Source organism: Amycolatopsis sp. NPDC051106, assembly GCF_040682775.1.
Classification (GTDB): Bacteria; Actinomycetota; Actinomycetes; order Mycobacteriales; family Pseudonocardiaceae; genus Amycolatopsis.
Genome location: NZ_JBFBBQ010000032.1, coordinates 63,633 through 89,226, shown reverse-complemented (window position 1 = coordinate 89,226; position 25,594 = coordinate 63,633). Strand labels below are relative to the sequence as shown.

Below are 25,594 nucleotides of genomic sequence, written 5' to 3'. Positions count from 1 at the left end.
CCCGGACTTTTACCGGCTCAAGATGCCGGTAAGGAGGCCTTCACGGCTTTCCGGGCCCGGCGGACCCCTGACACCTGTCACGGCCAGGTCGTGACGCACGGTCTGGGAGCGGCGGCGTCGCGGGCGGCAGCCTGGGGGCATGCGAGAAACAGCACTCCAGGCGGTGGCGGCGGGAGCCGCGGTCCACCTCACCGGCCTGCGCAAGCACTACGGGGACGTGCACGCGGTCGACGGCGTCGACCTGACGATCGCCCCGGGCGAAGTGGTCGCCCTGCTCGGCCCCAACGGCGCCGGCAAGTCCACCACCGTCGACATGATCCTCGGCCTCACGAGCCCCGACACCGGCGACGTGCGCGTGTTCGGGCGCAAGCCGATCGACGCGGTCCGCGCCGGCCTGATCGGCGCGATGCTGCAGGGCGGCGCCCTGATGGACGACCTGACCGTCGGGGAGACCGTCGGCATGGTCGCGGCGCTGCACCGGAAGCCGATGCCGGTCGCCGAGGCCCTGCGCGCCGCCGGGATCGACGAGCTGGCCGGGCGCCGCGCGAACAAGCTGTCGGGCGGGCAGAAACAACGCGTGCGCTTTGCCGTCGCCCTGGTCAGCAACCCCGACCTGCTGATCCTCGACGAGCCGACGGCCGCGATGGACGTCGGGACCCGGCGCGAGTTCTGGCAGTCGATGTACTCGTTCACCGAGTCCGGCCGGACGGTCCTGTTCGCCACGCACTACCTCGAAGAGGCCGAGGAGTTCGCCGACCGCGTCGTGCTGATGCGACGCGGCCGCGTCGTCGCCGACGGGAGCGTCGCCGAGGTCCGTGCGCTGGCCGGCGGTCGCACGCTGCGGGCCGCCGTCCCGGGCGCGACCGAAGCCGTCGTCGCGGCGCTGCCCGGCGTCAAGGAGTTCGAGCTGCGCGGTGACCGCGTCGCGATCTCCACCGGCGACTCCGACTCGACGCTGTGGGCGCTCAAGGCCGCGGTGCCCGCCGTGCGCGACGTCGAGATCGGCGCCGTCGGCCTCGAAGGCGCCTTCCTCTCCCTGACCGCCGACGAGACCCCGGAGTCCGTGCGATGAACGCCGCCTACCTGCTCACCGAGATCCGCCGGAACTTCCGGGCGCCGCGGTTCCTGATCTTCGTCGTCGCGTTCCCGGTGCTGATGTTCCTGTTGCAGGCCAACGTCTTCACGAAGGCGGACGCACCGGACCACGTCGCGATCGCCGCCGTGATCATGATCAACATGATGACGTTCGGGACGTTCGCCGCGGCGACGAACAGCGGGGCCCGGCTCGCCCTGGAACGCGCACTCGGCTGGCAGCGGCAGCTGCGCCTGACCCCGCTGACCGGCACCGGCTACCTGGCGGGCAAGGGCATCTCCGGGATGCTCGTGGGGCTGCCCGCGCTGATCCTCGTGCCGCTGCTGGCCGTGGCGGTCGAGGGTGTGCACCTGGACGCCGCGGGCTGGGTGCGGATCTTCGCCGGCGTCTGGCTCGGCACGATCCCGCTGGTCCTGCTCGGGCTGCTGCTCGGCCAGTTCGGCACGCCCGATTCGATGCAGCCGGTCAACATGATCGTCACTCTCGGCATGGGTTTCCTCGGCGGGCTGTGGATCCCGATCGAATCGATGCCGGGCTGGATGCACGACGTCGCGCAGATCATGCCGACGTACTGGGTGCTGCAGGTCGCGCGGCCCGCGGTGACCAGCGACATGGTGGTCTCGCTGCCGACGGCCGCCGGCGTGCTCGGGGCGTGGACGCTCGTGCTCGGAGCCCTGGTGATCAGGCGTTACCGTAAGGACAGCGCCCGGGTCTGAGGGCCGGGACAGGGGAATGGGAACGGCGATGGCCAAGGACGAAGCGCAGCCGTACGGACTGGGCAAAAGGGACACGTGGTGGGAGGACCCGCCGGTCAACCGGGGCCGCAGTGGGCCGGACAAGTTCCGGTGGCCGTTCCTGTCGATCGTGTTCACCCTGCCCTACCTCATCCCGGTGACGAAGTCGCTGCTGGCCGTGGACCGGGTTACGCCCGGGGTCGTGGCGTTGTGGGCGCTCGTCTACGCCGTCGCGGTTTCGTACGCGCTGTTCCCGCTGGCGTTCGATCGCGGCCGCCCGTTCCGGTTCGCCTACAGCGGGTGGATGCTCGTCCTGGGGCTGGCCGTGGTCGCCGCGGCGGACACCAACCCGTTCGTCATGCTCTACGGCACCGCGGCGCTGGTGTTCCTGCTGCCGCTGGCCTGGGTGGTGATCCTCGACGGCGTCGCGCTGCTGCTGGGGGCCGGGATCTTGCTGCTGGACGGCCGCTTCGCCGACGATTGGGGCGATCTGGTCACCGTCGCGTCGGTGACGATGGCGATGTTCTTCATGTCCAGCCTGGTCCGGGCGGTCCGGCGGCTGCAGCTGGCCAACGAGGAGATCGCCACGCTCGCCGTGGCGAACGAACGCGAGCGCGTCGCCCGCGACCTGCACGACCTGCTGGGGCACAGCCTCACCACGATCACCGTCAAGGCGGGGCTGGCCCGGCGGGTGCTGGAGACCGCCGGGGACATCCCGCGGGCGGTCGAGGAGATCCGTGAGGTCGAGGGCTTGACGCGCAGCGCGCTCTCCGACGTCCGCGCTACGGTGTCGGAGTACCGCGAGGTGTCGCTGTCGGCCGAGATCGTCGGCGCCCGGGCCGCGTTGCGGGCCGCGGAGATCGACGCCGACCTGCCGCACGCGGTCGACAACGTGCGGCCCGAGCTCCAGAGCGTCTTCGGGTACGTGCTGCGTGAGGCCGTGACGAACGTGCTGCGGCACTCCGGCGCCAAGCTGGTCAAGGTGAAGCTGGGGGACACCTGGCTGGAGGTCGAGGACGACGGCACGGCCACCGAGGTCGTCCCGGGCAACGGCCTGCGCGGCCTCACCGAGCGGCTCGACGCGGTCGGGGGCACCCTGCGGGCGTCCGCGCGGCCCGGGGGAGGATTGCTGGTGCGGGCGGAGGTCTCGCAGCCTGAACCTCGCGCGGCCGCCCCGGCCGTGCGCGCCGAACCCGCGGGAGGACTCGCTTGATCCGGGTGTTGCTGGCCGACGACCAGGCCATGGTGCGCGGTGCGCTGGCGACCGTGCTCAGCCTCGAGAACGACATCGAGGTGGTCGGGCAGGTCGGCTCCGGCGACGAGGTGGTGGCCGCCGCGCGCGAGGCCAAGCCCGACGTCGCCCTGCTCGACGTGCAGATGCCGGGCAAGGACGGCCTCGAGGCGGCGGCCGACCTGCGGGCCGCGCTCCCGTCGTGCCGGGTGATCATCTGCACCACGTTCGGCCGGCCCGGTTACCTGGCGCGCGCGATGGCGGCGGGCGCGGCCGGGTTCGTCGTCAAGGACGCCCCGCCCGAACAGCTCGTCGAAGCCGTGCGACGCGTCCACAGTGGACTCCGGGTGGTGGACCCGGCGCTGGCCGCCGAGTCGCTGGCCACCGGCGCCAGCCCGCTCACCGGGCGGGAGCGGGATGTGCTGCGGGAAGCCAAGGACGGCAGCACGGTGGCCGACGTGGCGCGGGCCCTGCACCTGTCGGAGGGCACCGTGCGCAACCACCTGTCCGCCGCGATCGGCAAGACCGGCGCCCGGACGCGGGCCGAAGCGGTGCGGGTTTCGGAGGAGCGCGGCTGGCTCTGAGCGGCCGGTGGCCTTCTGACAAGATGGGCCGGGTGGGTACCGCTGAACGCACCAAACCGACGCGCGCGAGCTGGGCACGCCGGATCGCCTTCGGCACGGTCCTCATGCTGCTGGCGCTCGTCGGCGGCACGGCGTTCCGCGTCTGGCAGGTCGCGCGCGAGAACGACCGGACGCCCGCCGACGTCATCGTGGTGCTGGGCGCGGCGCAGTACAACGGCAAGCCGTCGGACATCTACGCGGCGCGGCTGGTCAAGGCGAAGCAGCTCTACGACGCGGGCGTCGCGAAGACGATCGTCACCGCGGGCGGCAAGAAGGCCGAGGACAACTTCACCGAAGCCCGGGCCGGCCAGCTGTGGCTGACCCGGCACGGCGTGCCCGCGTCCGCGACGCTGGCCGTCGGGGAGGGCAGCGACACGCTGCGCAGCCTCCGGGCGGTCGCGGACCAGGTCCAGGGGCGCGGCTGGCACACGGCGGTGCTCGTCAGCGACCCGTGGCACTCGTTCCGGGCCCGGACGATGGCCGACGACCTGGGCCTGGACGCCTGGACCGCGCCGACGCACAGCGGGCCGATCGTGCAGGAGCGCGTCACGCAGGTGCGCTACATCGTCCGCGAGACCGGCGCGCTGCTGTACTACCGGCTGACGAAGACCCCAGCCGACGACCTCTTCGCCACCTTCCTCGGCTGAGATTTGTCGGTGGCCGCGTTTAGGCTGGCCGGGTGGATTACACCGAGCACGACACCGCCCGCCTGCTGCCGGAACCGGCGAAGGGCGCGGCGCTGCCCGGTACGCGGGCGGACGGGCGCAGTGCGTTCTCCCGCGACCGGGCCCGCGTGCTGCACTCGGCGGCGCTGCGGCGGCTCGCCGGCAAGACCCAGGTGGTCGGGCCGGGGGAGGGCGCCGAGGTCACCGGCGTCCCGCGCACCCGGCTGACGCACTCGCTGGAAGTCGCCCAGATCGGCCGGGGCATCGCCGAGGAGCTGGGCGCCGACCCGGACCTCGTCGACACCGCGGGGCTGGCGCACGACATCGGGCACCCGCCGTTCGGGCACAACGGCGAGCGCGCGCTCGACGAGGTGGCCACCGCGTGCGGCGGCTTCGAGGGCAACGCGCAGACGTTGCGCATCCTCACCCGGCTGGAGCCGAAGCTCCTCTCCGCCGAGGGTGACCCGGTGGGGCTCAACCTGACCCGCGCGTGCCTGGACGCGACCACGAAGTACCCGTGGCCGCGCAAGCCGGGGCAGGTGAAGTACGGCGTGTACGCCGACGACGTCCCGGTGTTCTCCTGGGTCCGCGAGGGGGCGCCGGAAGAGCGGACGTGCCTGGAGGCCCAGATCATGGACTGGGCGGACGACGTCGCGTACTCTGTGCACGACGTCGAGGACGGCGTGCTGGCCGGCCGGATCAAGCTGCGCGTGCTCGCCCACCCGGACGAGCGCGCGGCCGTCGCCGAGGCCGCGGCCAAGCACTTCTCGGCGCAGTCGGTGTCCACTTTGGAGGATGCGGCGGCGGAGCTGCTGGCGCTGCCGGTGGTGGCGGCGCTGACGTCGGCGGAGCCGGACGGCTCGCCGGGCGCGCAGGTGGCGTTGAAGCGGTTGACGAGCGAGCTGGTCGGCCGGTTCACGACGGCGGCGGTCACCGGCACCCGCGCGGAGTTCGGCGAGGGGCCGCTGGGCCGCTACCGGGCGCGGCTGTGCGTCCCGGACCAGGTCGCGGCGGAGGTGGCGCTGCTGAAGGCGCTGGCGCTGCGGTACGTGATGAGCGACCGCCGCCGGCTGGCGATGCAGGAGGGGCAGCGCGAGCTGCTGGTGGAGCTGGTCCACGCGCTGGCCCGACGTGCGCCGGAGTCCCTGGACCCGCTGTTCGTCCCGGCGTGGAACACGGCCCGCGACGACGCGGGGCTCCTGCGGGTGGTGATCGACCAGGTCGCTTCGCTCACGGACGCGCAGGCCCACACGTGGTATTCCTGGCACGTAACCCGCCACCACCGCTGACCGACCAGGCATCACCCGTGTCCGGAGAGGCATCACCAATCACGTGAGATGCCCTCCTGATCACGTGAGATGCCCCTCCGATCACGTGAGCCGACCCTCCAGGTACGTGAGCCGACCTCCAGGTACGCGGGACGACCGTCTGGGTACGGCGTGCTGATCCGGTCGGGCGGTGGTTCCGGCATTCGGCCGTACCTTCCCGCGTGGGGGATTTGTCACCTTGGGCGGAGTTCTGCGTGGTCGCCCGGCGGGGTGAACCGTTCCGGTAGTCTCGCCCGCATGGCCACGGACAGCCACCTCCGGTTCGCCCTCGCCGTCCACGCGGCCCTCGGTGCCGAGGGCGGGAACTCCTGTTTCTCGCCGTATTCGGTGGCCAGCGCCCTGACCCTGGCCGCTCTGGCCGCCCGGGGGCAGACGCGGGAGGAGCTCGTCGCGCTGCTCGGGGATCCCGGAGAGCAGAGCGTCCTGCTGCGGGACGCCGCGCAGCTCGTCGAAGAGGCCCGGGGCGAGCAAGCCGAGCTGGCCGTCTCGAACACGCTGTGGGCCGACGACCGGCTGCCGCTCGAAGACTCCTTCAAGGCCGAGCTGGCCGGGTGGCCCGGCGCCGCCGTCGCGAGCGCGCCCTTCGAAAAAGAGCCCGAAGCCGCGCGCGCCCTGATCAACGACGACGTCGGGCGCACCACGCGCGGCCTCATCCCGCAGCTGCTGCCGCCCGGCTCGATCGACCGGGACGTCGCTGCCGTGCTGGTCAACGCCCTCTACCTGAAAGCCGCGTGGAAGCTGCCGTTCCGCGAGGCGAACACCGGTGACGCGCCGTTCCACGCGCCCTCCGGCACCCGAGACGTCCCGACCATGTGGCTCAGCGAGCGCGTCGGTTACGCGCACGCCGCCGGCTGGCAGGCCGTGCAGCTGGTCGCGGCGGGCGGCCTGCAGGCCGTGGTGCTGCTGCCCGACGGCGACCTCGCCGAAGCCGAAGCGGCTCTCGACCAGCCGACCCTCACGCGCATCCTCGACGGCATCGGCTTCAAGCCCGTCGAGCTCGCCCTGCCGAAGATTTCGCTGGACATCCCCAGCTCGCTCACGGGCGTGCTGCGCGGACTCGGCGTCCGCACGATGTTTTCCGACGAGGCCGACCTGAGCGGGCTCTCCCCGGACCCGCGGCTGACCGTGTCCGAGGTGCTGCACCAGGCCGTGCTTCGGGTGGACGAACAAGGCTTCGAGGGAGCCGCCGCGACCGCGCTGACCATGCGCCTCACCTCGATGATCATCGACGACCCGGTCACCGTTACGGTCGACCGGCCGTTCCTGCTGCTGGTCCGGCACGCCGGCACCGGGGCCCTCCACTTCCTCGCCAGGGTGGTCGAACCGTGAGCTTGAAGTCCGAAGCCGTTCCCGACCTCGTCCCGCCCGCCCCCGAACCACCCGAAGCCCCGAAGCGCTGGGCGTGGCAGGACTCCGCCATCACCGGCGGGTTCCTGCTCTTCACGATCCTGCTCTACAACGGGCTCTGGTTCGACCTCAAGCGCGGTTACCTCTGGAACGGCGCCGCCGACCAGAGCCAGTGGGAGTGGTACTCGACGGTCGTCGCGAAGGCCGTCCTGCACTTCCAGAACCCGTTCACCACGGACCTCCAGAACTACCCGCACGGCGTCAACATGGCGGCGAACGCGGCGATGTTCGGCCTGAACGTCCCCCTCGCGCCGATCACGCTGACCTTCGGCGCGACGCTGACGTGGGCGATCGTGCTGACCGCCGGGCTCGCCGGCACCACGACCGGCTGGTACTGGGTGTTCTCCCGCCACCTGGTGCCGAACCGCACGGCGGCCGCGATCGGCGGCGCGTTCTGCGGCTTCGCCCCGCCGATGATCTCGCACGGCAACGCGCACCCGAACTTCGTCGTGCTGTTCGTGCTGCCGTTCATCGCGCTCAAGACGATCCAGATCGCCCACGGCGAACGCCCGGTGCGCAACGGGATCGTGCTCGGGCTGCTCGTCGCGTGGCAGATCCTGCTGGGCGAAGAACCGCTGATGATCTTCGCGATCACGTTCGTGGTGTTCGCGATCGCCTACCTGATTCCGCACCGCGCGGAGATCCGCGGCATGCTGGCGCCGCTGGGCAAGGGGATCGGCATCGGCGCGGTCGTCGCGCTGCTGATCGCCGGGTTCCCGTTGTACTGGCAGTTCTTCGGCCCGCAGAGCTTCCATTCGCTGCTGCACGGTTCGGCGGGCAACGACACGGCGGCGTTCACGCGCTTCGCGACGCAGTCGATCGCCGGCGCGCCCGAGGCGGCGGCGGACGTGTCGATGAACCGCACCGAGGAGAACGCCTTCTTCGGCTGGCCGCTCATCGTGCTCATGGTCGTGCTCACGATCTGGCTGTGGCGTGACGTCGTTTCGCGCGCGCTCGCGATCACGATGTACGTGATGGCCCTGCTTTCGCTCGGCATCGAGATCACCGTGGCACACGACGACACCGGCATCCCGGGCCCGTGGAAGTGGCTGGGGCAGCTGCCGCTGCTGGACTCGCTGCTCGAGTCCCGGCTCGCGATGGGCTGCATCCCGGTGGTCGGCGCGCTCCTGGCGATCGCGACGCACCGCGTCTGGACGGCGGCGGCCGAGCAACCGGAACCCCTGGACGGCAAGCCCCGGTTCCCGCTGCGCATGATCTGGATCGGCGCGGTGGTGGCGGTGCTGCTGCCGATCGCGCCGACGGAGCTGGTGACGCACGAACGCCCGCTCTCACCGCCTTTCTTCGCCGACGGGATCTGGCGCCAGTACATCGCCCCGGGCGGCTCGCTCGTGCCGGTGCCGCTGCCCAGCACCGGCGAGGCCGAGCCGCTGCACTGGCAGGTCGACGCGGGCCTCGGCTACCCGATGCCCGAGGGCTACTTCGTCGGCCCGACCTCGCCGGACGACCGCCGCGGCCGCTACGGCGCGGTGCCGCTGCCGACCTCCGACCTGTTCGCGGAGGTCGAGAAGACGGGGCAGGCCGCGGAAGTCACCGAAGCCGACCGCACCCAGGCGCTGACCGACCTGCGCGCCTGGAACGCGGACGTCCTCGTGGTCGGGCCGCGCCAGAACCAGGAAGCGCTGAAGTCCACTGTGGAGCTTCTGCTGCGCAAGCCGGCGGAGTTCGTCGGCGGTGTGTGGATCTGGGACGTCCGCGCCCTGACGCCGTGACCGGCCGCGGTCAGCCCTTCGCCGCGTCCAGCAGGATCGTGGTCAGCTCCTTCGGTCGCGAGAACATCGGCCAGTGCCCGGTGTCCAGCTCCACCAGCTGCCAGCGGTCGCTTTCCAGCAGCTTCACGACGTCGGGGCTGGGCGTTTCGCCGTCGAGCAGGCACTTGACGTAGGTCGCCGGGAGCTCGCCCAGCGGGCGGGAAAGCACCGCGGGTTCGGTCAGCGACGCGGCGGGGTGCGGGGTCGAGCCCCCGACGATCCGGGCGATCTCGGCGTCCGAAAGCCCTTGGCCCGCATAGTCTTCCGCGGTCAGCGGGGGCCAGAAGCCGCGCTCGGTGAGGGCCGTGACCTGCGCCTCGGACCAGACCGAGGTGAACGACTCGCCGTCGGCCGGCACGTTGGAGTCGACGAACACCGCGCGCGGCAGCCGGTCGCCGATCCGCTCGGCCGCCTGCCCGGCCGGGATGCCGGAGTAGCTGTGCCCGACCACCACGACGTCCCGCAGATCGCCCTGCGAGACGACGTCGACGATGTCCTGCACGTGCCGTTGCTGCCCAGCGGGTACCTCGCGTTTTTCGGCGACGCCGGACAACGTCACCGCGTGGGCGCCGTGGCCCGCTTCGCGCAACCCCGGGACCACCTCGTCCCACGCCCACGAACCGAGCCAAGCGCCTGCCACCAGTACGAATTCAGCCATGCCGGAAACCTAGTGGAGGGGTACGACAGTTTCGGTAGAGTCGGCGCCCGTGACCTCAGTGGACGACCAGGGGCGGACCGAGCCGCCCGTCGACGGCGACGAAGCCGCGATCCTGCTCGGCTTCCTCGACTTCCACCGCGACACCCTGGCGTGGAAGTGCGCCGGGCTGGACGAGGCGGGCCTGCGCGCGACGCACCCGCCGTCCACGATGACGCTGGGCGGGCTGCTCAAGCACCTCGCGTACGTGGAGGACTACTGGTTCTCCTGCGTCCTGTTCGACCGCGAGCCGGCGGAGCCGTGGAACGCGGTGGAGTGGCGCGAAAACCCGGACTGGGACTGGGATTCGGCGGCGGAGGACACCCCGGAGCAGCTTCGCGAGCTTTGGCAGGGAGCCGTGGCGCGCTCCCGGGAGCTGTACGCGGAGGCGATGGCGAAGGGCGACCTTTCACAGCCGTCGAAGCACACGCGGCGGGACGGCACTTCGCCCAGCCTGCGCTGGATCCTGGTGCACATGGTCGAGGAGTACTGCCGCCACAACGGCCACGCCGACCTCATCCGCGAGTCGATCGACGGCAGCACGGGCGAGTAGCTCAGCGGTTCTTCGGCACCGCATCGGCGTCGATGCAGAGGTGGTCGTCCTGCATCGCGATGCCGAGAACATGCGTTTCGGTGATGTCCGGGCGGCCGTCGCGGTAGTGCAGCCGGACCCGCGCGGTCACCGTGCTGCCCTCGACCGCCGGCGTGCCGACGACCTCGGCGCCGCTGAACTTGCTCCAGAACTTCTCGTAGCTGTCCCGGGTCCGCAGCCGCAGGTTCGGGCCGATCAGGTCCCAGCCGGCGTCGGTGTCGGGCATCAGCCCGTAGTAGTGGACGACGAACCCGGAGAGGTCGCCCGGAGACGGCCGGCTCGCGCCGGCCGTCGGCACCGCGACGGGCTCGGTGGTCTCGGCCGTCGCCGACGTGGTGGTCCGGACCGGGACGGGCGCGGCGAGCGGTGCCGACGTCGGTGTCGTGGTCGTGGTCCGCGACTGCAGGGCGGGCAGGGCGATCAGGGCTCCCGCTCCGCCGAGCAGGATGACCACGACGATCGTGAGCGCCACCGCGAGACCGGCCTTGCGTCCCGGTGCGGCATCCGGCGCGACCTTGGTGAAGGCCCGGGTCTCGGCGGGTGCGGCCGCGAAGTCGCGACGCGGCGACGACGAGCCGAGTGCGGCGCGTGCTCCCGCCGCGAGAGCTTCGGCGGTGGGGTAGCGGTCGTCCGGGCTCTTCGCCATTCCCCGGGCCACCACGCCGTCGAGTGCTCCCGGGACGTCCGGACGCAGCAGGCTCGGACGTGGCGGTGCCTGATTCAGGTGCGCGTTCAGCAGGGACGCCGCCGTCGTCGCGGTGAAGGGCTTGGTGGCGGTCAGGCACTGGTGCAGCACACACGCCAAGGCGTAGACGTCGACGCGCTGGTCGGGCCGCGCGCCGGTGAACCGCTCGGGCGCCATGTAATCGAGCGTGCCGATCGCCGCCCCCGCGCCGGTCAGCCCGGTCGCCGATTCCCGGGACCGGGCGATCCCGAAGTCCACCAGGTAGGCGAACCCGTTCCGGTTCAGGAGGATGTTCGACGGCTTGACGTCGCGGTGGATCACGCCTTCGGCGTGGGCGGCCGTGAGGGCCTGCGCGATCTGGCCGACCACGTCGACGGCTTCGGCCGGGGTCATCGGCCCGCGCGTGTTCAGCCGGGGCGCCAGGTCTTCGCCTTCGACGAGCTGCATGTCCAGGTAGAGGCGGCCGTCGATTTCCCCGAAAGCGTGAATCGGCACGATGTGCGGCTCGCGCAGCCGAGCCGCCGCGTGCGCTTCGCGGCGAAAGCGTTCGCGGTATTCCTGGTCGGCGGCGAGGTGGGGTGGCAGGACCTTCAACGCCACGATCCGGTCGAGCCGGGTGTCGCAGGCGCGCAGGACCTCGCCCATGCCGCCGCGCGCGATCGGCCGCTCGATCCGGTACGGCCCGAATTCCGAGTTCACGTGGCTCCTTCGCAGGCGGAATACCTCCGAAGTCGTGGCGTGACCGGCAGCGCGTTACACGTCAGTCATTCCCGGAAACCGCGCGTGGTGAGGCGAATTCACCCGCGGCGGAGCCGGAATCAGCCGCGGCGGCGGACGATCCGAACGGGGTCGCGGACCATCGCGCGGCGGCCGCCGTAGAGCATGTTCGATGGCAGAACGGGCGGGTAAGACCGGCTGCCGCGACCGCGGTCAGAGCCGTAGGCCGACCAGCTTGACCAGGAACCGGTCGACCTGCTCGATGGCCGGCGGCCACGGCAGGTCGGGCTCGTTGATCCGCTGCGCCAGCATGCCGTTGACCGCCGTGCGCAGGTCGATCGCCACCGTCGCCGCGTCGTCGGTGGGTGCCAGGCCCGCGTCCATGCACGCCTGGACCGCTTCGATCGTGCGCGCGACCATGACCTCCTTGAACGGCATGCCGAGCCGCCGGTGGACCTTGCTCTCGTGCAGCACCTTGTAGAGACCCGGGTGCTCGCGCGCCCACGCTGCCTGCGTCAGAATCCGGGCGCGTAGCGCGGCTGCCGGGTCCGGTGCTTGCGCGGCCGCGGCGTCGCCGGCGCCGACCAGCTCCTCGTGACACCGCTGCATCGCCGCCAGCACCAGCGCGTCGCGGTCGGGGAAGTGCAGGTAGACCGATGTCGCCGCGATCGACACCTCCCGCGCGACCGCCCGCAGGGACAGCGCTTCGTCGTCGGCCAGCTCGTCGAGCATCCGGACGGCGGCCGTGACGATCTCTTCGCGCAGCAGCTCGCCCTGGCCGCGGGCGTTGGGGCGACGGCGGTTCTCGGTCATGGTCGGCCCAGTGTAGCTGGACACCCATTGCGCTACAGGTGTAGCGTCATTCGCACTACGGCTGTAGCGCTACGAATGTTCACCATACTGAGGGAGCACCATCTTGATCACCACTGAAACCCCGACCAACCTGGAAAGGCTGGCCGCGCTCGACCCGGTGTTCGCGCAGATGGTCGGCGCCACCGCGAAGTACGTCCGGGCGATCCCGGAGCTGACCGACCGGGAGAAGACGTTCCTGTGCGTCACCGCCGACGTCTGCCAGGCGAGCCTGGGCCTGGCGTTCGGCGCCCACGTGCGGACCGGGCTGGCCGCCGGAGTGTCCACTTCGGACATCCGCGAGCTGCTGCGGTTCGTTTCCTACGACTGCGGTTACCACGCCGCGACCGCCGGCATCGAGCGGATCACCGAGCTCGAAGCGGAACTCGGCGTCACGCCGGCGGCGGCCGAGCCGCTGGCCCCCGAGCTGCTGTCCACCGGGCCGGACGCCGCGCCCAGTCCGCTCCCGGAGCCGGTGCGCGCCCGGCTGAACGAGCTGGATCCGCACTTCACCGGGTTCTTCGACCTGCAGTCGCGGATGCGCACCGGCCACGGGCCCGGTACGCTCAGCGAACGCGAGCGCGGCCTGGTCAGCCTCAGCGTCGACGTCCACTACCAAACCTTGGCCGACACCTTCCGCACGCACGTCGGGCGGGCGCTGCGGGGCGGCGCGGCACCCGAGGACGTCCGCGCCGCGCTGCGGTTCAACGCCCAGTTCGGCGTCACCCGCGCCTGGCACGCCTGGGAAGTCCTGAACGAAATCCTGGCCTAACCGAGGACCTCGTCCGCGAGCCGGCTGAGGTAGCCCGCGAAGCGTTCGCGATCTTCGCGTGGCCAGTGGCCCACCAGTGCCTCGAACGCCTGACGCTGGTGGGCCTGCGAAGCCGCGAGAAACTCCTTCGCCGCGTCGGTCAGCGTCAGCACCGCGCGGCGTGCGTCGCGGGCCGACGTCGAGCGCACCACGAAGCCGTCTCTTCCCGCTTCGGCGACCATCCGGCTGGCCACCGAGCGGTCGATGCCCAGCTGGCGGGCCACGTCGGCGACCGTCACCTCGTCGCTCGCCGAACCGTCGATCGCCTGGATCACGAACAGGTTCGGCACGGTCCACGCCGGTGGGGTGCCGGCGGCGAAGCGCTCGACGACGTCCGGGGCCCACTGGCGCGCCCAGTGCCGGACCAGCCGGAAGAGGGCGGGTCCGCCGGCCGCGCTTGATGTGTGCATAAGGCACGTTATAACGTGTGCTTTATGCACACATCTCGGAACCTCGCCTTCGCGGGCCTCCTGCTCGGGATGGCCATGGCCCAGCTCGACGGCCTGATCGTCACCGCGGCCCTGCCCTCGATCGGCGAAGACCTGCACGCCCGCACCGGCCTCGTCGCGGTGACCGCCGCCGGCCTGCTCACCCTCACCGTCGCGACACCGCTGCACGGCCGGTTCGGCGACCTCCACGGCCGCCGGATCTCGTTCGCCGCCTCGGTTCTCGTGTTCGCCGCGGCCTCGGCGTGGTGCGCCGCCGCGCCCGATCTCGGTTCGCTGATCGCCGCCCGCGCGCTGCAGGGACTGGGCGGGAGCGGCCTGATCGTCACGGCGATGAGCGCGCTCGGCGAGCTGTTCGAGCGCGACGAGCTGCTGCGCCGCCAGGGCTGGCAGACGGCGGTCTTCGCGGCCGCCACCCTCGGCGGGCCGCCGCTGGGCGGGCTGCTCGCCGCGGGCCCGGGCTGGCGCTGGATCTTCCTGGTCAACCTCCCGCTGTGCGTGCCCGCGCTGGTGCTCGGCCTGCGTGGCCTGCCGGCGAAACCCCGCCGCACCAAGGAGAAGTTCGACGTCGGGAGCAGCGTGCTGCTCGCCGTCGCGGGTTCCGCCGTCGTCGCCCTCGGCACCGTCGAAGATCTCGCGAGGAGTCCTTTGTGGACGCCGATCCTCGTCGGGATCGCCGCCGCGGTGGGAATCCTCTTCGTGCGCAGGCAGCGCCGCACGCCGAGCCCGCTGATCTCGCCGAAGGTCTTCGCGGACGCCGTCCTGGCGCGCGCGGTGCTGGTCAACGGGCTGGCGGGCGCCGCGCTCTACGGCACCTTCACCTACGTCGCGCTGGTCGCGGCGCTGGGCGCGGACGCGGCCGGGACCGGTCTGCTGCTCGTCGCGATGACCGCCGGGCAGCTTGCCCTGTCCGCGTCCTTCGCCGCGCTGGCCCGCCGACGTCCGGACATGCCGGCGTGGGGCCGGTTCGGCTGCCTGCTCGGCACGGCCGGGCTCGCGGCGATCGCCGTCGCGGCGGCTCTCGACGGCAGTTCCCGGCTCCTCGCGCCGGGGTTGTTCGCGATCGGCGCGGCCTTCGCCGTCTGCACGTCCGCGTACACCGTCCTGGGCCAGACCCGTGCCCGGCGCGAGCTGATGGGCGTCACGCTGGGGTCGCTGACCTTCGCCCGCCAGGCCGGTGGGCTCGCCGGCGCCGCGGTGTTCGGCTGGCTCGCACTGGCCACGACCGGCGGGCTCGGCGCCGCCGGCCTCACCGTCGTGTTCGGCGCCGCGGCCGCGATCATGCTGGTGGCCTGGCTCACCGCACCCGCTGTCACGTCTCGCGAAGCCGTCTCGTCCTCCTCGTGACCGCGAACGAAGGAGAACGCTGATGCCTCGCATCCCCGCGAAGAAGACGTCCGAAGCCGGCCCGTTCCTCAAGCTGGTCTACCGGATCGCCGGGCGGCGCTACGGCGCGGTGCCCGAGCCGATGGCCGTCGCCGCGCACCACCCGGGCCTCCTGCGAGCCAACGCCGTGCACGAGCTGATGGTGGAGCGGGCCTCGAAGAAGGTGCCCGCGAACGTGCGCGAGCTCGCCGTCTACCGCGTCGCCACCCGGATCGGCTGCTCGTGGTGCGTCGACTTCGGCACGATGCTGCAGAAGCACGACGGCCTGGACATCGAACGGCTGAAGAAGATCGACGACTACGCGACTTCGCCCGCCTTCAGCCACCAGGAACGGCTCGCGATCGCCTACGCCGACGCGATGTCCGCCGAGCAGGTGACCGTGACCGACGAGCAGGTCGCCGAGCTCGAGCGCGAGTTCGGCCGCGAGGGCGTCGTCGAGCTGACCTACCAGATCGCGCTGGAGAACTCGCGCGCCCGGATGAACAGCGCGCTCGGCGTCGTCGACCAGGGGTTCACCTCGGGCGACGCCTGCCGCGTCCCGCTCCCGTAGGAGGACCCCGGGAATCGGACTCCGGGCGGACGCGCGACCGGGCTCCGCCGCGGGACCGTTCTGCGCATGCACCTCGTCGCCAGTGAACGGATCAAGCTCTTCAGCATCGCCACGCCCTGGGTGTGCGGCGTCTTCGCGCTGGTCGCGCTGGCCGCCCCGGCGGCGCTCACCGCCCTGACGGCGACCGAGTCGCGGCTGCCGCCGACCGTCGCGAGCACCCAGTTCGGCTACCAGCTGGGGCTGGTCGCGGTGCTGCTGGCGGCCGGGCTCGCCGTGACCGGCGAGTACCACACCGGCACGATCCACAGCACCTTCCAGGGCGTGCCGAGCCGGTGGCCGGCGCTGGTGGCGAAGGCCGTGGTCGCCGCCGGGTACGCGTTCGCGCTCGGCGAGGCCGCCGCGTTCACGGCCTGGCTGGTGGCGCGGGTCCTCGCCCCGGACGCCGACCTGGCCCTGGACAGCGCCGCCGACTGGACGATCGTCGCCGGGACCGGCCCGGTGTTCGCCCTGGCCGCCGTCGGCGGGGTCGGCGTCGGCCTGCTCGTGCGGCACACCGCCGGCGCGGTCGCGCTGCTCGTCGCCTACCCGCTCATGGCGGAGAACGTCGTGACGCTGATCCCCCGGGCGGGGCAGGCGATCCACCGGTGGCTGCCGCTGAACACCGTCACGAAGTTCCTCAGTGGCAGCGGCGAGGCCAACGCCGGCCGGGACGGCGGCAACGCCAGCGCTCTGTCGGACTCGCCCCTGAGCCCGGGCTGGGCCCTGGCCTGCTTCGGTGCGTTCGCCGTGCTTTTGCTGGCGGCCGGGATCACGCGGGCGCGGCGCCGGGACGCGTGATCCGGGCCAGCTTGTCCGGGTTGACCACGTCGTAGATCGCGACGATCTTCCCGTCGCGGACGGTCATCGCCTGCACGTGCTCGTCGAGGGCGAAGAAGCCGTCTTGACCCGGCTGCGGAGCGAGGTACACTCCCAGATCGCCGTTGACGAGCACCGGCTCGCCGCCGGTGAGCACCCCGGGCGGGTACTTGCTCGTGAGGCCCACGAAGAACCGGACGATCTTGTCCGCGCCGACGATGAGCTGGCGCGTGGTCCGGCCCTTGCCGTTCGAGTCGCCGATGAGCACGACGTCCGGGGCCAGCAGCTCGGTCATCGCCCGGATGTCCCCGGCCTGCAGCGCGACGACGAACTTCTCGAGGATCTTCGCCTGGTCGTCCAGCGGCACGCGCGGCGCCGGGTCGGCGTCGGCGAGGGCCTTGCGGCCGCGGGAGGCGTACTGGCGCGCGGCGTCGACCGAGACGCCGAGCGCGTCGGCGATCTCCGCGAAGGGCACCGAGAAGGCGTCGTGCAGCACGAACGCGACGCGCTGCTCCGGGGTCAGCTTGTCGAGGACGACCAGCGCGGCCATCCGCAGGCCGTCGTCACGCACGGCGACGTCGAGCGGGTCTTCGCTCACCGGGCGTCCGAACGGCGTGACGACCGGCTCGGGCAGCCAGTTGCCGACGTACTTCTCCCGCTGGGCCGCGGCCGACTTGAGCCGGTCGAGGCAGATCCGGCCGACGACCGTGGTGAGCCAGCCCCGCAGGTCCCGGATCGCCGCGCGGCCCTCGTCGTCGAGCCCGGCCAGGCGCAGCCAAGACTCCTGGACCGCGTCCTCGGCGTCGGCGCGCGTGCCGGTCAGCCGGTAGGCGACGCCGATCAGGTGGCCGCGGTGCGCGGCGAACTGGGCGGCGAGGGTGTCCTGGGCGGTGGGCGTGGAGACCATGCCCCGAGTGTGCCGCAAACGGCAAGACTAGAGTGGGTGACGTGGCAGGACGGATTCGGGAGAGCGACATTGCGGAGGTGCGCGAGCGGAACCGGATCGACGAGGTCGTCGGGGAGTACGTGGCGCTGCGCCGCGCCGGTGGGGGCAGCCTGAAGGGCCTCTGCCCGTTCCACAACGAGAAGACCCCGTCGTTCAACGTCCGCCCGACGCACGGCACCTTCCACTGCTTCGGCTGTGGCGAGGGCGGCGACGTGATCAAGTTCGTCCAGAAGATCGACCTGATCACCTTCGTGGAGGCCGTCGAGCGGCTGGCCGACCGGGTCGGCATCCGGCTCACCTACGAAGGTGGCGGCGCGACGATCCAGCGCGACCGCGGCAGCCGCAGCCGGCTGATCGAGGCCCACCGCGCGGCCCAGGAGTTCTACGCCGAGCAGCTGAACACCGACGAGGCGCGCGCCGCGCGGGACTTCCTGTCCGAGCGCGGGTTCGACGCCGCCGCGGCGAAGACGTTCGGCTGCGGCTACGCCCCCGGCGGCTGGGACAAGCTGACGAAACACCTGCTCACGCGCGGTTTCGAGGTCAAGGAGCTGCTCACGGCGGGGCTGTCCAAGGAGGGCCAGCGCGGCCCGATGGACCGCTTCCACCGGCGGCTGGTCTGGCCGATCCGCGACGTCGGCAACGAGGTCGTCGGCTTCGGCGCGCGGCGGCTGTTCGACGACGACCGGATCTCGGCGAAGTACCTCAACACCGCCGAGTCGCCGATCTACAAGAAGTCCCAGGTCATGTTCGGCCTCGACCTGGCCAAGCGCGAGATCGCGAAGCGGCACCAGGTCGTCGTGGTCGAGGGCTACACCGACGTGATGGCGATGCACGCGGCGGGCGTGCCGACGGCGGTCGCGTCGTCGGGCACGGCGTTCGGCGAAGACCACATGAAGGTGCTGCGCCGGCTGATGATGGACGACGACGCCTTCCGCGGCGAAGTGATCTTCACCTTCGACGGCGACGAAGCGGGCCAGAAGGCGGCGCTGAAGGCGTTCGAAGGCGACCAGACGTTCGCCGGCCAGACGTACATCGCGGTGGCGCCGGACGGCATGGACCCCTGCGAGCTGCGCCTGGCCAAGGGCGACAGCGCGGTGAAGGACCTGGTCGCGCGGCGGACCCCGCTGTTCGAGTTCGTCATCCGGAGCACGCTGAAGAACTACGACCTCGACTCGGTCGACGGCCAGGTCGCGGCCCTGCAGAAGACCGTGCCGATGGTCGCGTCGATCAAGGATCGCGCGGCCCGCGACGGCTACGCGTCGAAGCTCGCCTGGTGGGTCGGCTGGCAGGACGTCGCCCAAGTGGTCAACCGGGTCCGCGGGAGCGCGGGCGCGACCGACCGGCGCGGCGGCGCGCCCCTCAAGCAACCGGCGCGCGTCGGCGCCCCGGAGACCCCGGCGCCTTCGCAGGACGTCGCCCGCCCGGCGCCGAAGGACCCGCGGTTCGCCGTCCAGCGCGAGGCGCTGAAGGCGGCGCTGCAGCAGCCCGCGATCGCCGGGCCCGAGTACGACGCGCTGCCGCTGGAGGCGTTCACGCACCCGGTGTACGTCGCGGTGCACGAGGCCGTGCTGAAGGCGGGCGGCGCGGGGTCGGGCCTGACCGGCCCGGCGCTGCTGGACGCGGCGGCCCCGCACTGTCCGGAAGGGACGGTCCGGCGCGTGCTGTCCGAGCTGGCCGTGGAACCGTTGCAGGCCAAGGACGAAGTCGACTCGCGGTACATCTCGTCGATCCTCGCCCGGCTCCAGGAGGGGCTCGTCGGGCGGCAGATCGCGGAGATCAAGGGCAAGCTGCAGCGGCTCTCGCCGGTCGAAGCGCCGGACGACTACCGCGCGCTGTTCGGCGACCTGGTCGCGCTGGAGCAGTACAAGAAGTCGCTCGGCGAGCAGGCGGCCGCCGGCGCGTGGGGCTGACGTGTCCTTCCTGCGCCGGTTGCTCGGCGACCGCACCCCGGCGGACTTCGCCGGTTCGCTTGCGCCCGGGGAAGACGTCATCGACAGCGCCCCGGTCGAGGGCGGCGGCTACCTGGTCGTGACGCAGCTCGGGCTGTGGGTCCCCGCCGAGGGCGGCGCGCGTCGCGTCGGCTGGCACCTCATCGCCAAGGCGACCTGGGCGGACGGGGTGTTCACGCTGACCGAGTCGGCGGAAGTGGGTGAGGCGGGCAAGGCGGTCCTGCTGGCCGACCTGCCGCCGGTGCGCTTCCGGCCGGCCGCGCCGGGCAAGGTGCCGCGCGAGGCCTACCAGCGCGTCGAGGGCTCGATCCGGTCGCGGCACCGGCAGGAGATCGGGTCCGGGGGAGCGTGGTTCGTGCAGCGCAAGGTGCCCGGCCGCGACGGCGTCGTCCTGCAGGTCCGGCCCGACCCGGGCACCGACGCCGAGCTGGTGGCGGCCATCGCCGAGCAGGCCGCCGCGAAGCTGGTCAACCCCGCCGACTAGCAGTACGCTCGTACTCAGTACAGGCGTACTGTTTACTGGGAGGCTGCCGTGTGGGATCCGGACAAGTACCTCGACTACGCCGATTTGCGGGCCCGGCCGTTCCACGACCTGGTCTCGCGCATCGATGCCACGTCGCCGCGGCGCGTCGTCGACCTCGGGTGCGGGCCGGGGAACCTGACGCTTTCGCTGCGCTCACGGTGGCCCTCGGCGGCCTTGGAGTGTGGCGATAGTTCACCCGAAATGGTGGCGGCCGCGCGCGCTCGCGGCCTCGACGCGTCGCTGGTGGACGTCCGCGACTGGAAACCGGCCCCGGACACCGATGTCGTCGTGTCGAACGCCGTCCTGCAGTGGGTGCCGGACCATTCCGCGTTACTTCGCCGGTGGGTTTCGGCGCTGCCCTCGGGTGCCTACCTGGCGGTCCAGGTGCCGGGCAACTTCACTGCGCCTTCGCACGCGCTGACGCGGGAACTGGCGGCGTCCCCGGCGTGGTCGTCCCGGCTGGCCGACGTGGTCCTCCGTGAGGATGACGCGGTTTCGAGCCCGCTGGAGTACGCGAATCTCCTGGCCGACGCAGGCTGCGGCGTCGACGCCTGGGAGACGACGTACGTCCAGCCGCTGCGGGGGCCGTCGCCGGTCCTGGAATGGATCACGGGGACGGCGTTGCGCCCGATCCGCGCGGCACTGTCCGACGCCGAGTGGGGCCAGTTCCGCGCGGAACTGGCCCCGCGGCTGGCTTCGGCGTACCCGGCCCGCGCCGACGGAACGACGTGGTTCGAGTTCCGCCGGGTGTTCGTCGTGGCCCAGGTCTAGCGGCGCACCTTCTCACTGATCTTGGCCCGGGCGACCCCGGCGGCACCCTGGACCATCGGATGGTCGACGACCCGGCGGTAGGTGCGCACGAGCTGCTCGTACCGCCCCCGGCCTGCCTTGGCGCCCAGCACGTACCCCAGGCCTGCCCCCAGCAGGAACTTCTTCATCCGCGTCCACGCCTTCCGTTCGTCGGTCGTCCGACTGTCCATTGTCCAGGAAAACGGCCGCGAGGGGGCGGTTGCGCCAAGTGGGGGGTGGGTGCGGAGGGTGTGCGGGCATGGGCTAAAGTTCTTCTCGTCGGTCGGAGAGACCGGCACCGGAAGTGAGCAACATTCCCCTGTAGCTCAACTGGCAGAGCATTCGGCTGTTAACCGGAGGGTTCTTGGTTCGAGTCCAAGCGGGGGAGCAAAAGCCCAGGCCGATGGCCTGGGCTTCTTTGTGTCCGGAGCCGGGGCGATTTGGTGTCTACCTCGACGATCGTCGAAACGGTGGTCTGCCCGGCGGCCGGTGGTGTCCCGGTGACGTTGTCGGCCGGCTCTGATGGTCGTCGGCGGGGCTGTACGGGCGCGGCTTCGCGGTGCAGTAGTGCCTCCGGTGCGTACTGTGTCGGCCCCTCGTCGATCATGGGCTCATGGCCGGGCACGACTCCGGCGCGTGGCGGCGGGTCTGCCGTGCTTCCTGTCGCCGGTGTGGAGGCGGCTTCCGTGCGGGCTACCGGCGTCGACGAGTGTTATCGATGACTTCCGAAGGTCGGGGTTCTTTGCCGAGCGGATGTCGGCGGATGCTTCTCGCTGCGCTGCCCGAAATGGGGCACCGTGCCATAAGTATGTCGTTCGGGGCCTGGCGATGACCGCTGACGAGCTTGAGCCGGCGACTGACGGTACGTCCTTGACCAGCGAGAACAGCGCTGGTGACCTCCTCACTGCCAGTATGGGCCGATCATGGCTCTGACCTGCGGTTATGGAGAATCTGCTGGCCGCGTGGCGCAGTTGGCTGCCGTTGAGCGCGGTCCAGCGCAGTCGAGTGCGGTTGGCCCCGTGGCTGTGCTCCGGATTTGCTTCACCGTAATTGGTGAGAGACCATCGCCGGCAGGCCTACTCAGACTTGTCGCTGAGACTTCCTCGGGGGCCTGCATGGCGATCAGGGCCGTACTTGCGGCAGGTTCGCGTGGGCGCGTCATGGTCCCCGTGGATGACCTCATCGCGGCCCACGAGGCGGCTCCGGCTGCTCGGTGCTGACACACCTTCGCCGGTGCCCGCAGTATCCACCCGGGGGACAACCCCGGCCCCCCGATACGCAACGCGTGCCGACTTGCGCGGTTCGTATGCTGACACGTCAGGTCCACTCTGTGATGTGGAAGCGCCTGGCCATCGGCCGGGCGCTTTTCCTGCTTTGCCTCGACCGCCTCGATTCGTTGCCCGAATGGGCAGGATGCCCTCGACCCCGCGAACGACGGAACACGGGCCGAGTATGGCTCGTTGCCCGAAGCATGACGACCAAGGAAGCTGGCGACGCCGCCGAGTCGTTGCTCGAGGCCGCCCGTACCACCGCAGAACGGTTGGCCGCCGAGGCCGCGGCAACCGAGCGGGACCGGAGGGTCACCGACGCGAGCTTCGCGGCCGCTCGCGCCGCGGGGGCGTTCGCCTTGAGCGTGCGCCGGTCCGACGGCGGGATCGACGCCGACCTGACTACCCGGGTCCGGTTTCTGGGCGAGCTCGGACGGGGCTGTCCGTCGACGGCCTGGATCGCAGCCACGACCGTCGAGTCGAAGCGGGTACTGCGGGTCGGCGTGTCGGATGAGGCGTATGCGGACGCTTTCGGCGACGTCGACACCGTGGTGTGTGGTTCGGCGCGGTTGGGGCGGGGCGTCCGAGAGCCGGGCGGGCTGCGCATCTCCGGCCGGTGGGCGTACGCCTCGGGCTGTGAACATGCCGAATGGGCGATGCTCCCCGCGCAGCTGCCCGGCGATGGTGACGGCCAGCCGCAGACGGTTGCGGTGTTCGTCCGTACCCGGGAGCTGGTCGTCGATCGGGACGACTGGCAGGTGGCAGGGCTGGGCGGCACCGGAAGTCACACGCTCGTCGGCGACGATGTGTGGATTCCGGACTCCCACGTGCTCGACCTGGCCCGGATCAACGATGCGTCCTCCAATCTCCCGATCGCGGTGGGGCTGTTCGCACCGCTGTGGGGAGCGGCGCGCGGCGCGCTCGACGTCGTGGCCGCCGTTCTCGCGGAGCGACCGTCCCCGAACCCCGCCCACGCCACGCTGGCTGACTCGCCCGGTGCCCGGCGGAACTTCGCCGTCGCCGCATACAAGATCGATACCGCCGAGCGGCGCATGCTGGGGATCGCCACCACCATCGACGCCACGCCGCCCGGTGAGACGCTGGCGGCCGATGAGCGCGCGCGGCTGCGGATGGACCTGATCACCGCCGTGCGGGAGTGTCGCAGCGCGCTGGACGATCTGTTGGACTTGCACGGCTCTAGTGGTCTTTTCAGCTCCAACCCGCTGCAACGGTACTGGCGGGACTTCGCGGTGGGGTCGCGGCACGTCCAGTTCACCTCGCACGTCGTCGAGGAGGACTACGGCGTGCTTCTGCTCGGGGTCGACGACGCGCCCTCCGGGATGCTCTGAGAGCCTGCGGTGCTGCGCTGACTGGATCGCAGTATGTCCGAGCCTCGGGCGCGAACGGCGATGACCGGCCCGCGGACTTCGGGCAACGGCACCTCGATCCCGCCGGGGCCGCAGCTCAGATCTGTCGGCACGCCGGATCACACCAGACCAGTGGGCTGATCATTTTCCCGACGTCCAGTACGACCCGCCCTGCCAGTGACAAAAGGATCTGCCAACACGGACAGGGCCACGCACGGATGGCAGGTCATCAGCTACGAGCTCAATCGCGAAGTTGTCCGGGGTCCGGCGAGCGAGACCGCCGCGTAGCGGTGCGGCGTGGACTCGAATCAGGCCGATTACAGCTTGCTGATCAACCTCGCACTGCCATAAGTCGAGGCCGCCGATGTGCTGACTGTGCAACGGGAGCGGCCAGGCCAGGATGTTGCAGCCAGGAGGTGATGTCCAACAGTGCGGTATTCCAGCGCAACGCCGACTCAAACGTGTGGTGGCCTTCACCGGCCGCCGCGCGATGCTGGTGAAGAAGGGAGACCGGTCAAACGCAAGACGCGCATCCTGATCGGTCTTGCTCGGAATAGTCGCCTTGATGCCAGGACTGCGCAGGTGAGTGCGGTTGGCCTTCGACGTGTAAGCCTTGTCCGGCAGCACTCGATCCGGACGCGTCGGCCAGTGCCTGCACCGCGGCCAGAATCTGCTGCCAGACACCGGCTCGTTGCCAGCGCCGAAACAACCCGTTAACGGCTGCCCCGGATCCGTACCAGACCGGCATGTCCTGCCACGGCGCGCCGGTGCGCACCCGCCACCGGATCCCGTCGATCAGCTGCCGTCTGCTCCACAACGACGGCCGACCCGGCCGCGATGGCGCAGGCAGGAACGGCTCCAGCGCTGCCCACTGCTCGTCGGTCAGGTCGAACCGGTGTTCAGGTTCTTTCTTGGTCGACGAACCAACTACCGGAGACCTTCACCCATTCCAGCCGTCGACACGCTCCACACCGTCAACTTCAGCCCGGCCTGCCGGAACTGACTTCGATACAGGCCCTAGTACTTTCCGCCTATCCCGGCGTCTCCGAAGATCGGATGTGCCGGTGGGTGTATCGGGCGATCTTGGCTATCGGGAGGCCCGCACCGTGCGGGCCCGACGCCTGCGAGGAGGACCCATGTACTCGGCCGACATGAGCCAGGGTGAGGAGAATTTCTGGGGGTGGATCGTGGGCAGTGTGCCAATCGCCCTCCTGCTGGCCGTCGTCGTGCTGTTCCTGGCCGCGCTGGTCAGCATCCTCGGCTCCCGCCTGACCGGGGGCATGAAGCTGGTGTGGGTCGTGTTCGCCTTTTGCGCGCCGTTCCTGGGCTGCCTGCTGTGGTTCGTATTCGGCCGGCGCGACGCCTACCTGCAGGAGCGCCGGTGATCGTCGCGGAAGGACTGACGAAGCGCTACCCCGGTGGTGGCTTCCTGTCGGAGCGGTATCGCGTTGCTGCGGGACGAGTTTCTCCGGATCGCCGGGGAGGAGGCCATCTCGGCTGATGCCGTGTTGCTGGGTGCGCAGCGGATCTGGCGGGTCGGTGATCGCTGCAGCAATGACTTCCTGACCGGTTACCGTGAGGTCGAGCTTGACCTCACCCGCCGCCAGGAGCAGCAGCGGACCACTCTGCTGGCCCGGCTGTTGGATGGCGCGATGACGATCGACGAGATGGTCGCGGCGGGCGTCGGGTTCGGGCTCGCCGCCGGCGAGGATTACTGGGTCTTGCGGGCCCGGCCCGCCGGTGGCGGTTCGTCCGGCCTGGTCCGTGTGCTCGAGCGCGCGGCAGGGGGGCAGAACACGGTTCTGGTCAGTCCCTATGGTGGTGATGTGGCGGCGTTGTTTTCCTGCCCAGTCACCGATGGGCTGGCTGACGACGTCACAGCGGGTCTTGCCGGGCCTGTCGATCTGTCGCGGTTGAGCGACGGCTTCGCCGAGGCCACGCAGCTGCTCGAGGCGGCGACCAGGTTCGGTACTCGCGGGATCGTGGACCGCCGGCGCATGGCCCTGCGCCTGGCCGTGTCGAACCAGCTGGAACTGGGCAAGTACCTGCACAGTCGGTACATCGAGCCGGTGGAGGCGAGTACCATCGGCGAGGTTCTGCTCGCCAGCGTCGAGACGTATCTGTCCCGGCGGCGGTCGGTCCCCGAAGCGGCAGCCGCACTTTCCGTCCACGTCAACACGCTGCGCTACCGCCTGGAACGTTTCGCCGAGCTGACCGGAGCGGATCTCCAGGACACCGAGACGTTGTTCGAGGTCTGGTGGGCCCTCCAGTTCCGCATTCGTGTGGATCTCCAATCTGACGACGGCTGACGTCGTGC

General features: G+C 71.1%; 26 protein-coding genes and 1 tRNA gene. 20 read left to right on the top strand and 7 right to left on the bottom strand.

Features of this window, described 5'->3' with window-relative positions; translation table 11 throughout:
• The first annotated feature begins 139 nt into the window (after positions 1-139).
• The 8 genes from AB0M83_RS23885 to AB0M83_RS23850 all read left to right on the top strand — a co-directional run bounded on the left by AB0M83_RS23885 (position 140) and on the right by AB0M83_RS23850 (position 8,811).
• Complete coding sequence (locus AB0M83_RS23885) at positions 140-1,072, top strand: ABC transporter ATP-binding protein (protein WP_364520460.1); 933 nt, start codon at positions 140-142, stop codon at positions 1,070-1,072.
• Positions 1,069-1,809, top strand: coding sequence for an ABC transporter permease (locus AB0M83_RS23880; RefSeq protein ID WP_364520458.1), 741 nt, complete (start codon positions 1,069-1,071; stop codon positions 1,807-1,809). Before AB0M83_RS23885 ends, AB0M83_RS23880 begins: the two co-directional genes overlap by 4 nt.
• Before the next feature lie 28 nt (positions 1,810-1,837).
• Entirely contained in the window at positions 1,838-3,040 is a 1,203-nt protein-coding gene (locus tag AB0M83_RS23875) for a sensor histidine kinase (protein ID WP_364520456.1), read from the top strand.
• Entirely contained in the window at positions 3,037-3,642 is a 606-nt protein-coding gene (locus tag AB0M83_RS23870) for a response regulator transcription factor (RefSeq protein ID WP_364520454.1), read from the top strand. The genes AB0M83_RS23875 and AB0M83_RS23870 overlap by 4 nt, the downstream gene beginning before the upstream one ends.
• A 32-nt stretch (positions 3,643-3,674) precedes the next feature.
• Positions 3,675-4,328, top strand: a complete 654-nt coding sequence (locus AB0M83_RS23865) for a YdcF family protein (protein ID WP_364520452.1) — start codon at positions 3,675-3,677, stop codon at positions 4,326-4,328.
• Positions 4,329-4,360: 32 nt separating this feature from the next.
• Complete coding sequence (locus AB0M83_RS23860; protein WP_364520450.1) at positions 4,361-5,635, top strand: deoxyguanosinetriphosphate triphosphohydrolase; 1,275 nt, start codon at positions 4,361-4,363, stop codon at positions 5,633-5,635.
• A gap of 276 nt (positions 5,636-5,911) precedes the next feature.
• Positions 5,912-7,003 (top strand): serpin family protein, encoded by a 1,092-nt coding sequence (locus tag AB0M83_RS23855; RefSeq protein WP_364520448.1) that lies wholly within the window; start codon positions 5,912-5,914, stop codon positions 7,001-7,003.
• On the top strand, positions 7,000-8,811 hold the full coding sequence (locus AB0M83_RS23850; protein ID WP_364520445.1) for a glycosyl transferase: 1,812 nt from the start codon (positions 7,000-7,002) through the stop codon (positions 8,809-8,811). The genes AB0M83_RS23855 and AB0M83_RS23850 overlap by 4 nt, the downstream gene beginning before the upstream one ends.
• Positions 8,812-8,821: 10 nt before the next feature.
• Here the strand turns inward: AB0M83_RS23850 and AB0M83_RS23845 are convergent, their stop codons facing one another.
• Positions 8,822-9,508 (bottom strand): alpha/beta hydrolase, encoded by a 687-nt coding sequence (locus AB0M83_RS23845; RefSeq protein ID WP_364520443.1) that lies wholly within the window; start codon positions 9,506-9,508, stop codon positions 8,822-8,824.
• A gap of 49 nt (positions 9,509-9,557) precedes the next feature.
• Here AB0M83_RS23845 and AB0M83_RS23840 point away from each other — a divergent pair, with 49 nt between their 5' ends.
• Complete coding sequence (locus tag AB0M83_RS23840; RefSeq protein WP_364520441.1) at positions 9,558-10,097, top strand: DinB family protein; 540 nt, start codon at positions 9,558-9,560, stop codon at positions 10,095-10,097.
• Position 10,098: 1 nt separating this feature from the next.
• Here AB0M83_RS23840 and AB0M83_RS23835 read toward each other — a convergent pair whose 3' ends face one another.
• Positions 10,099-11,520: a serine/threonine-protein kinase gene (locus AB0M83_RS23835; RefSeq protein WP_364520439.1), complete on the bottom strand. Its 1,422-nt coding sequence runs from the start codon at positions 11,518-11,520 to the stop codon at positions 10,099-10,101.
• A gap of 231 nt (positions 11,521-11,751) precedes the next feature.
• Positions 11,752-12,351 carry a TetR/AcrR family transcriptional regulator gene (locus tag AB0M83_RS23830; RefSeq protein ID WP_364520437.1) on the bottom strand — a complete coding sequence of 200 codons (600 nt, stop codon included), beginning with the start codon at positions 12,349-12,351 and terminating at the stop codon, positions 11,752-11,754.
• 103 nt (positions 12,352-12,454) lie between these two features.
• Between AB0M83_RS23830 and AB0M83_RS23825 the strand changes: the two genes are divergently transcribed.
• Positions 12,455-13,159 (top strand): carboxymuconolactone decarboxylase family protein, encoded by a 705-nt coding sequence (locus tag AB0M83_RS23825; protein WP_364520435.1) that lies wholly within the window; start codon positions 12,455-12,457, stop codon positions 13,157-13,159.
• On the opposite strand, the gene AB0M83_RS23820 is transcribed toward AB0M83_RS23825, so the two are convergent.
• Positions 13,156-13,608 carry a MarR family winged helix-turn-helix transcriptional regulator gene (locus AB0M83_RS23820; protein WP_364520433.1) on the bottom strand — a complete coding sequence of 151 codons (453 nt, stop codon included), beginning with the start codon at positions 13,606-13,608 and terminating at the stop codon, positions 13,156-13,158. The genes AB0M83_RS23825 and AB0M83_RS23820 overlap by 4 nt on opposite strands.
• A gap of 24 nt (positions 13,609-13,632) precedes the next feature.
• Between AB0M83_RS23820 and AB0M83_RS23815 the strand changes: the two genes are divergently transcribed.
• From AB0M83_RS23815 to AB0M83_RS23805, 3 genes are all read left to right on the top strand, one after another.
• The gene (locus AB0M83_RS23815; RefSeq protein ID WP_364520431.1) at positions 13,633-14,991 is read left to right on the top strand and encodes an MFS transporter; all 1,359 of its coding nucleotides are present in this window, start codon (positions 13,633-13,635) and stop codon (positions 14,989-14,991) included.
• 22 nt (positions 14,992-15,013) lie between these two features.
• Entirely contained in the window at positions 15,014-15,580 is a 567-nt protein-coding gene (locus AB0M83_RS23810) for a carboxymuconolactone decarboxylase family protein (protein ID WP_364520429.1), read from the top strand.
• Between the two features lie 66 nt (positions 15,581-15,646).
• Positions 15,647-16,417, top strand: a complete 771-nt coding sequence (locus AB0M83_RS23805) for a hypothetical protein (RefSeq protein WP_364520427.1) — start codon at positions 15,647-15,649, stop codon at positions 16,415-16,417.
• Here the strand turns inward: AB0M83_RS23805 and AB0M83_RS23800 are convergent.
• On the bottom strand, positions 16,389-17,342 hold the full coding sequence (locus AB0M83_RS23800) for a sigma-70 family RNA polymerase sigma factor (protein ID WP_364520425.1): 954 nt from the start codon (positions 17,340-17,342) through the stop codon (positions 16,389-16,391). The two genes, AB0M83_RS23805 and AB0M83_RS23800, sit on opposite strands and share 29 nt — an antisense overlap.
• A 41-nt stretch (positions 17,343-17,383) precedes the next feature.
• Here AB0M83_RS23800 and dnaG point away from each other — a divergent pair, with 41 nt between their 5' ends.
• From dnaG to AB0M83_RS23785, 3 genes are read left to right on the top strand one after another with little or no spacing between them, the layout of a single operon-like run.
• A complete protein-coding gene (gene dnaG / locus AB0M83_RS23795) occupies positions 17,384-19,291 on the top strand; it encodes a DNA primase (RefSeq protein ID WP_364520423.1) in 1,908 nt (635 codons plus the stop codon).
• Between the two features lies 1 nt (position 19,292).
• Positions 19,293-19,814: a hypothetical protein gene (locus tag AB0M83_RS23790; RefSeq protein WP_364520421.1), complete on the top strand. Its 522-nt coding sequence runs from the start codon at positions 19,293-19,295 to the stop codon at positions 19,812-19,814.
• Between the two features lie 48 nt (positions 19,815-19,862).
• The gene (locus tag AB0M83_RS23785; protein ID WP_364520419.1) at positions 19,863-20,624 is read left to right on the top strand and encodes a trans-aconitate 2-methyltransferase; all 762 of its coding nucleotides are present in this window, start codon (positions 19,863-19,865) and stop codon (positions 20,622-20,624) included.
• On the opposite strand, the gene AB0M83_RS23780 is transcribed toward AB0M83_RS23785, so the two are convergent.
• Positions 20,621-20,833, bottom strand: a complete 213-nt coding sequence (locus AB0M83_RS23780) for a hypothetical protein (RefSeq protein WP_364520470.1) — start codon at positions 20,831-20,833, stop codon at positions 20,621-20,623. The genes AB0M83_RS23785 and AB0M83_RS23780 overlap by 4 nt on opposite strands.
• 124 nt (positions 20,834-20,957) lie before the next feature.
• On the opposite strand from AB0M83_RS23780, the gene AB0M83_RS23775 reads away from it, so the two are divergent.
• Both AB0M83_RS23775 and AB0M83_RS23770 read left to right on the top strand, forming a co-directional pair.
• Positions 20,958-21,030, top strand: a tRNA-Asn gene (locus AB0M83_RS23775).
• Between the two features lie 1,083 nt (positions 21,031-22,113).
• On the top strand, positions 22,114-23,259 hold the full coding sequence (locus AB0M83_RS23770) for an acyl-CoA dehydrogenase family protein (RefSeq protein WP_364520417.1): 1,146 nt from the start codon (positions 22,114-22,116) through the stop codon (positions 23,257-23,259).
• A 532-nt stretch (positions 23,260-23,791) separates the two neighbouring features.
• Here AB0M83_RS23770 and AB0M83_RS23765 read toward each other — a convergent pair.
• Positions 23,792-24,127 carry a transposase gene (locus AB0M83_RS23765; protein WP_364520468.1) on the bottom strand — a complete coding sequence of 112 codons (336 nt, stop codon included), beginning with the start codon at positions 24,125-24,127 and terminating at the stop codon, positions 23,792-23,794.
• Positions 24,128-24,413: 286 nt separating this feature from the next.
• On the opposite strand from AB0M83_RS23765, the gene AB0M83_RS23760 reads away from it, so the two are divergent.
• Together AB0M83_RS23760 and AB0M83_RS23755 are read left to right on the top strand one after the other, a co-directional pair.
• On the top strand, positions 24,414-24,662 hold the full coding sequence (locus AB0M83_RS23760; RefSeq protein WP_364520415.1) for a PLD nuclease N-terminal domain-containing protein: 249 nt from the start codon (positions 24,414-24,416) through the stop codon (positions 24,660-24,662).
• 63 nt (positions 24,663-24,725) lie between these two features.
• On the top strand, positions 24,726-25,586 hold the full coding sequence (locus AB0M83_RS23755; protein WP_364520413.1) for a helix-turn-helix domain-containing protein: 861 nt from the start codon (positions 24,726-24,728) through the stop codon (positions 25,584-25,586).
• Positions 25,587-25,594: the final 8 nt, after the last annotated feature.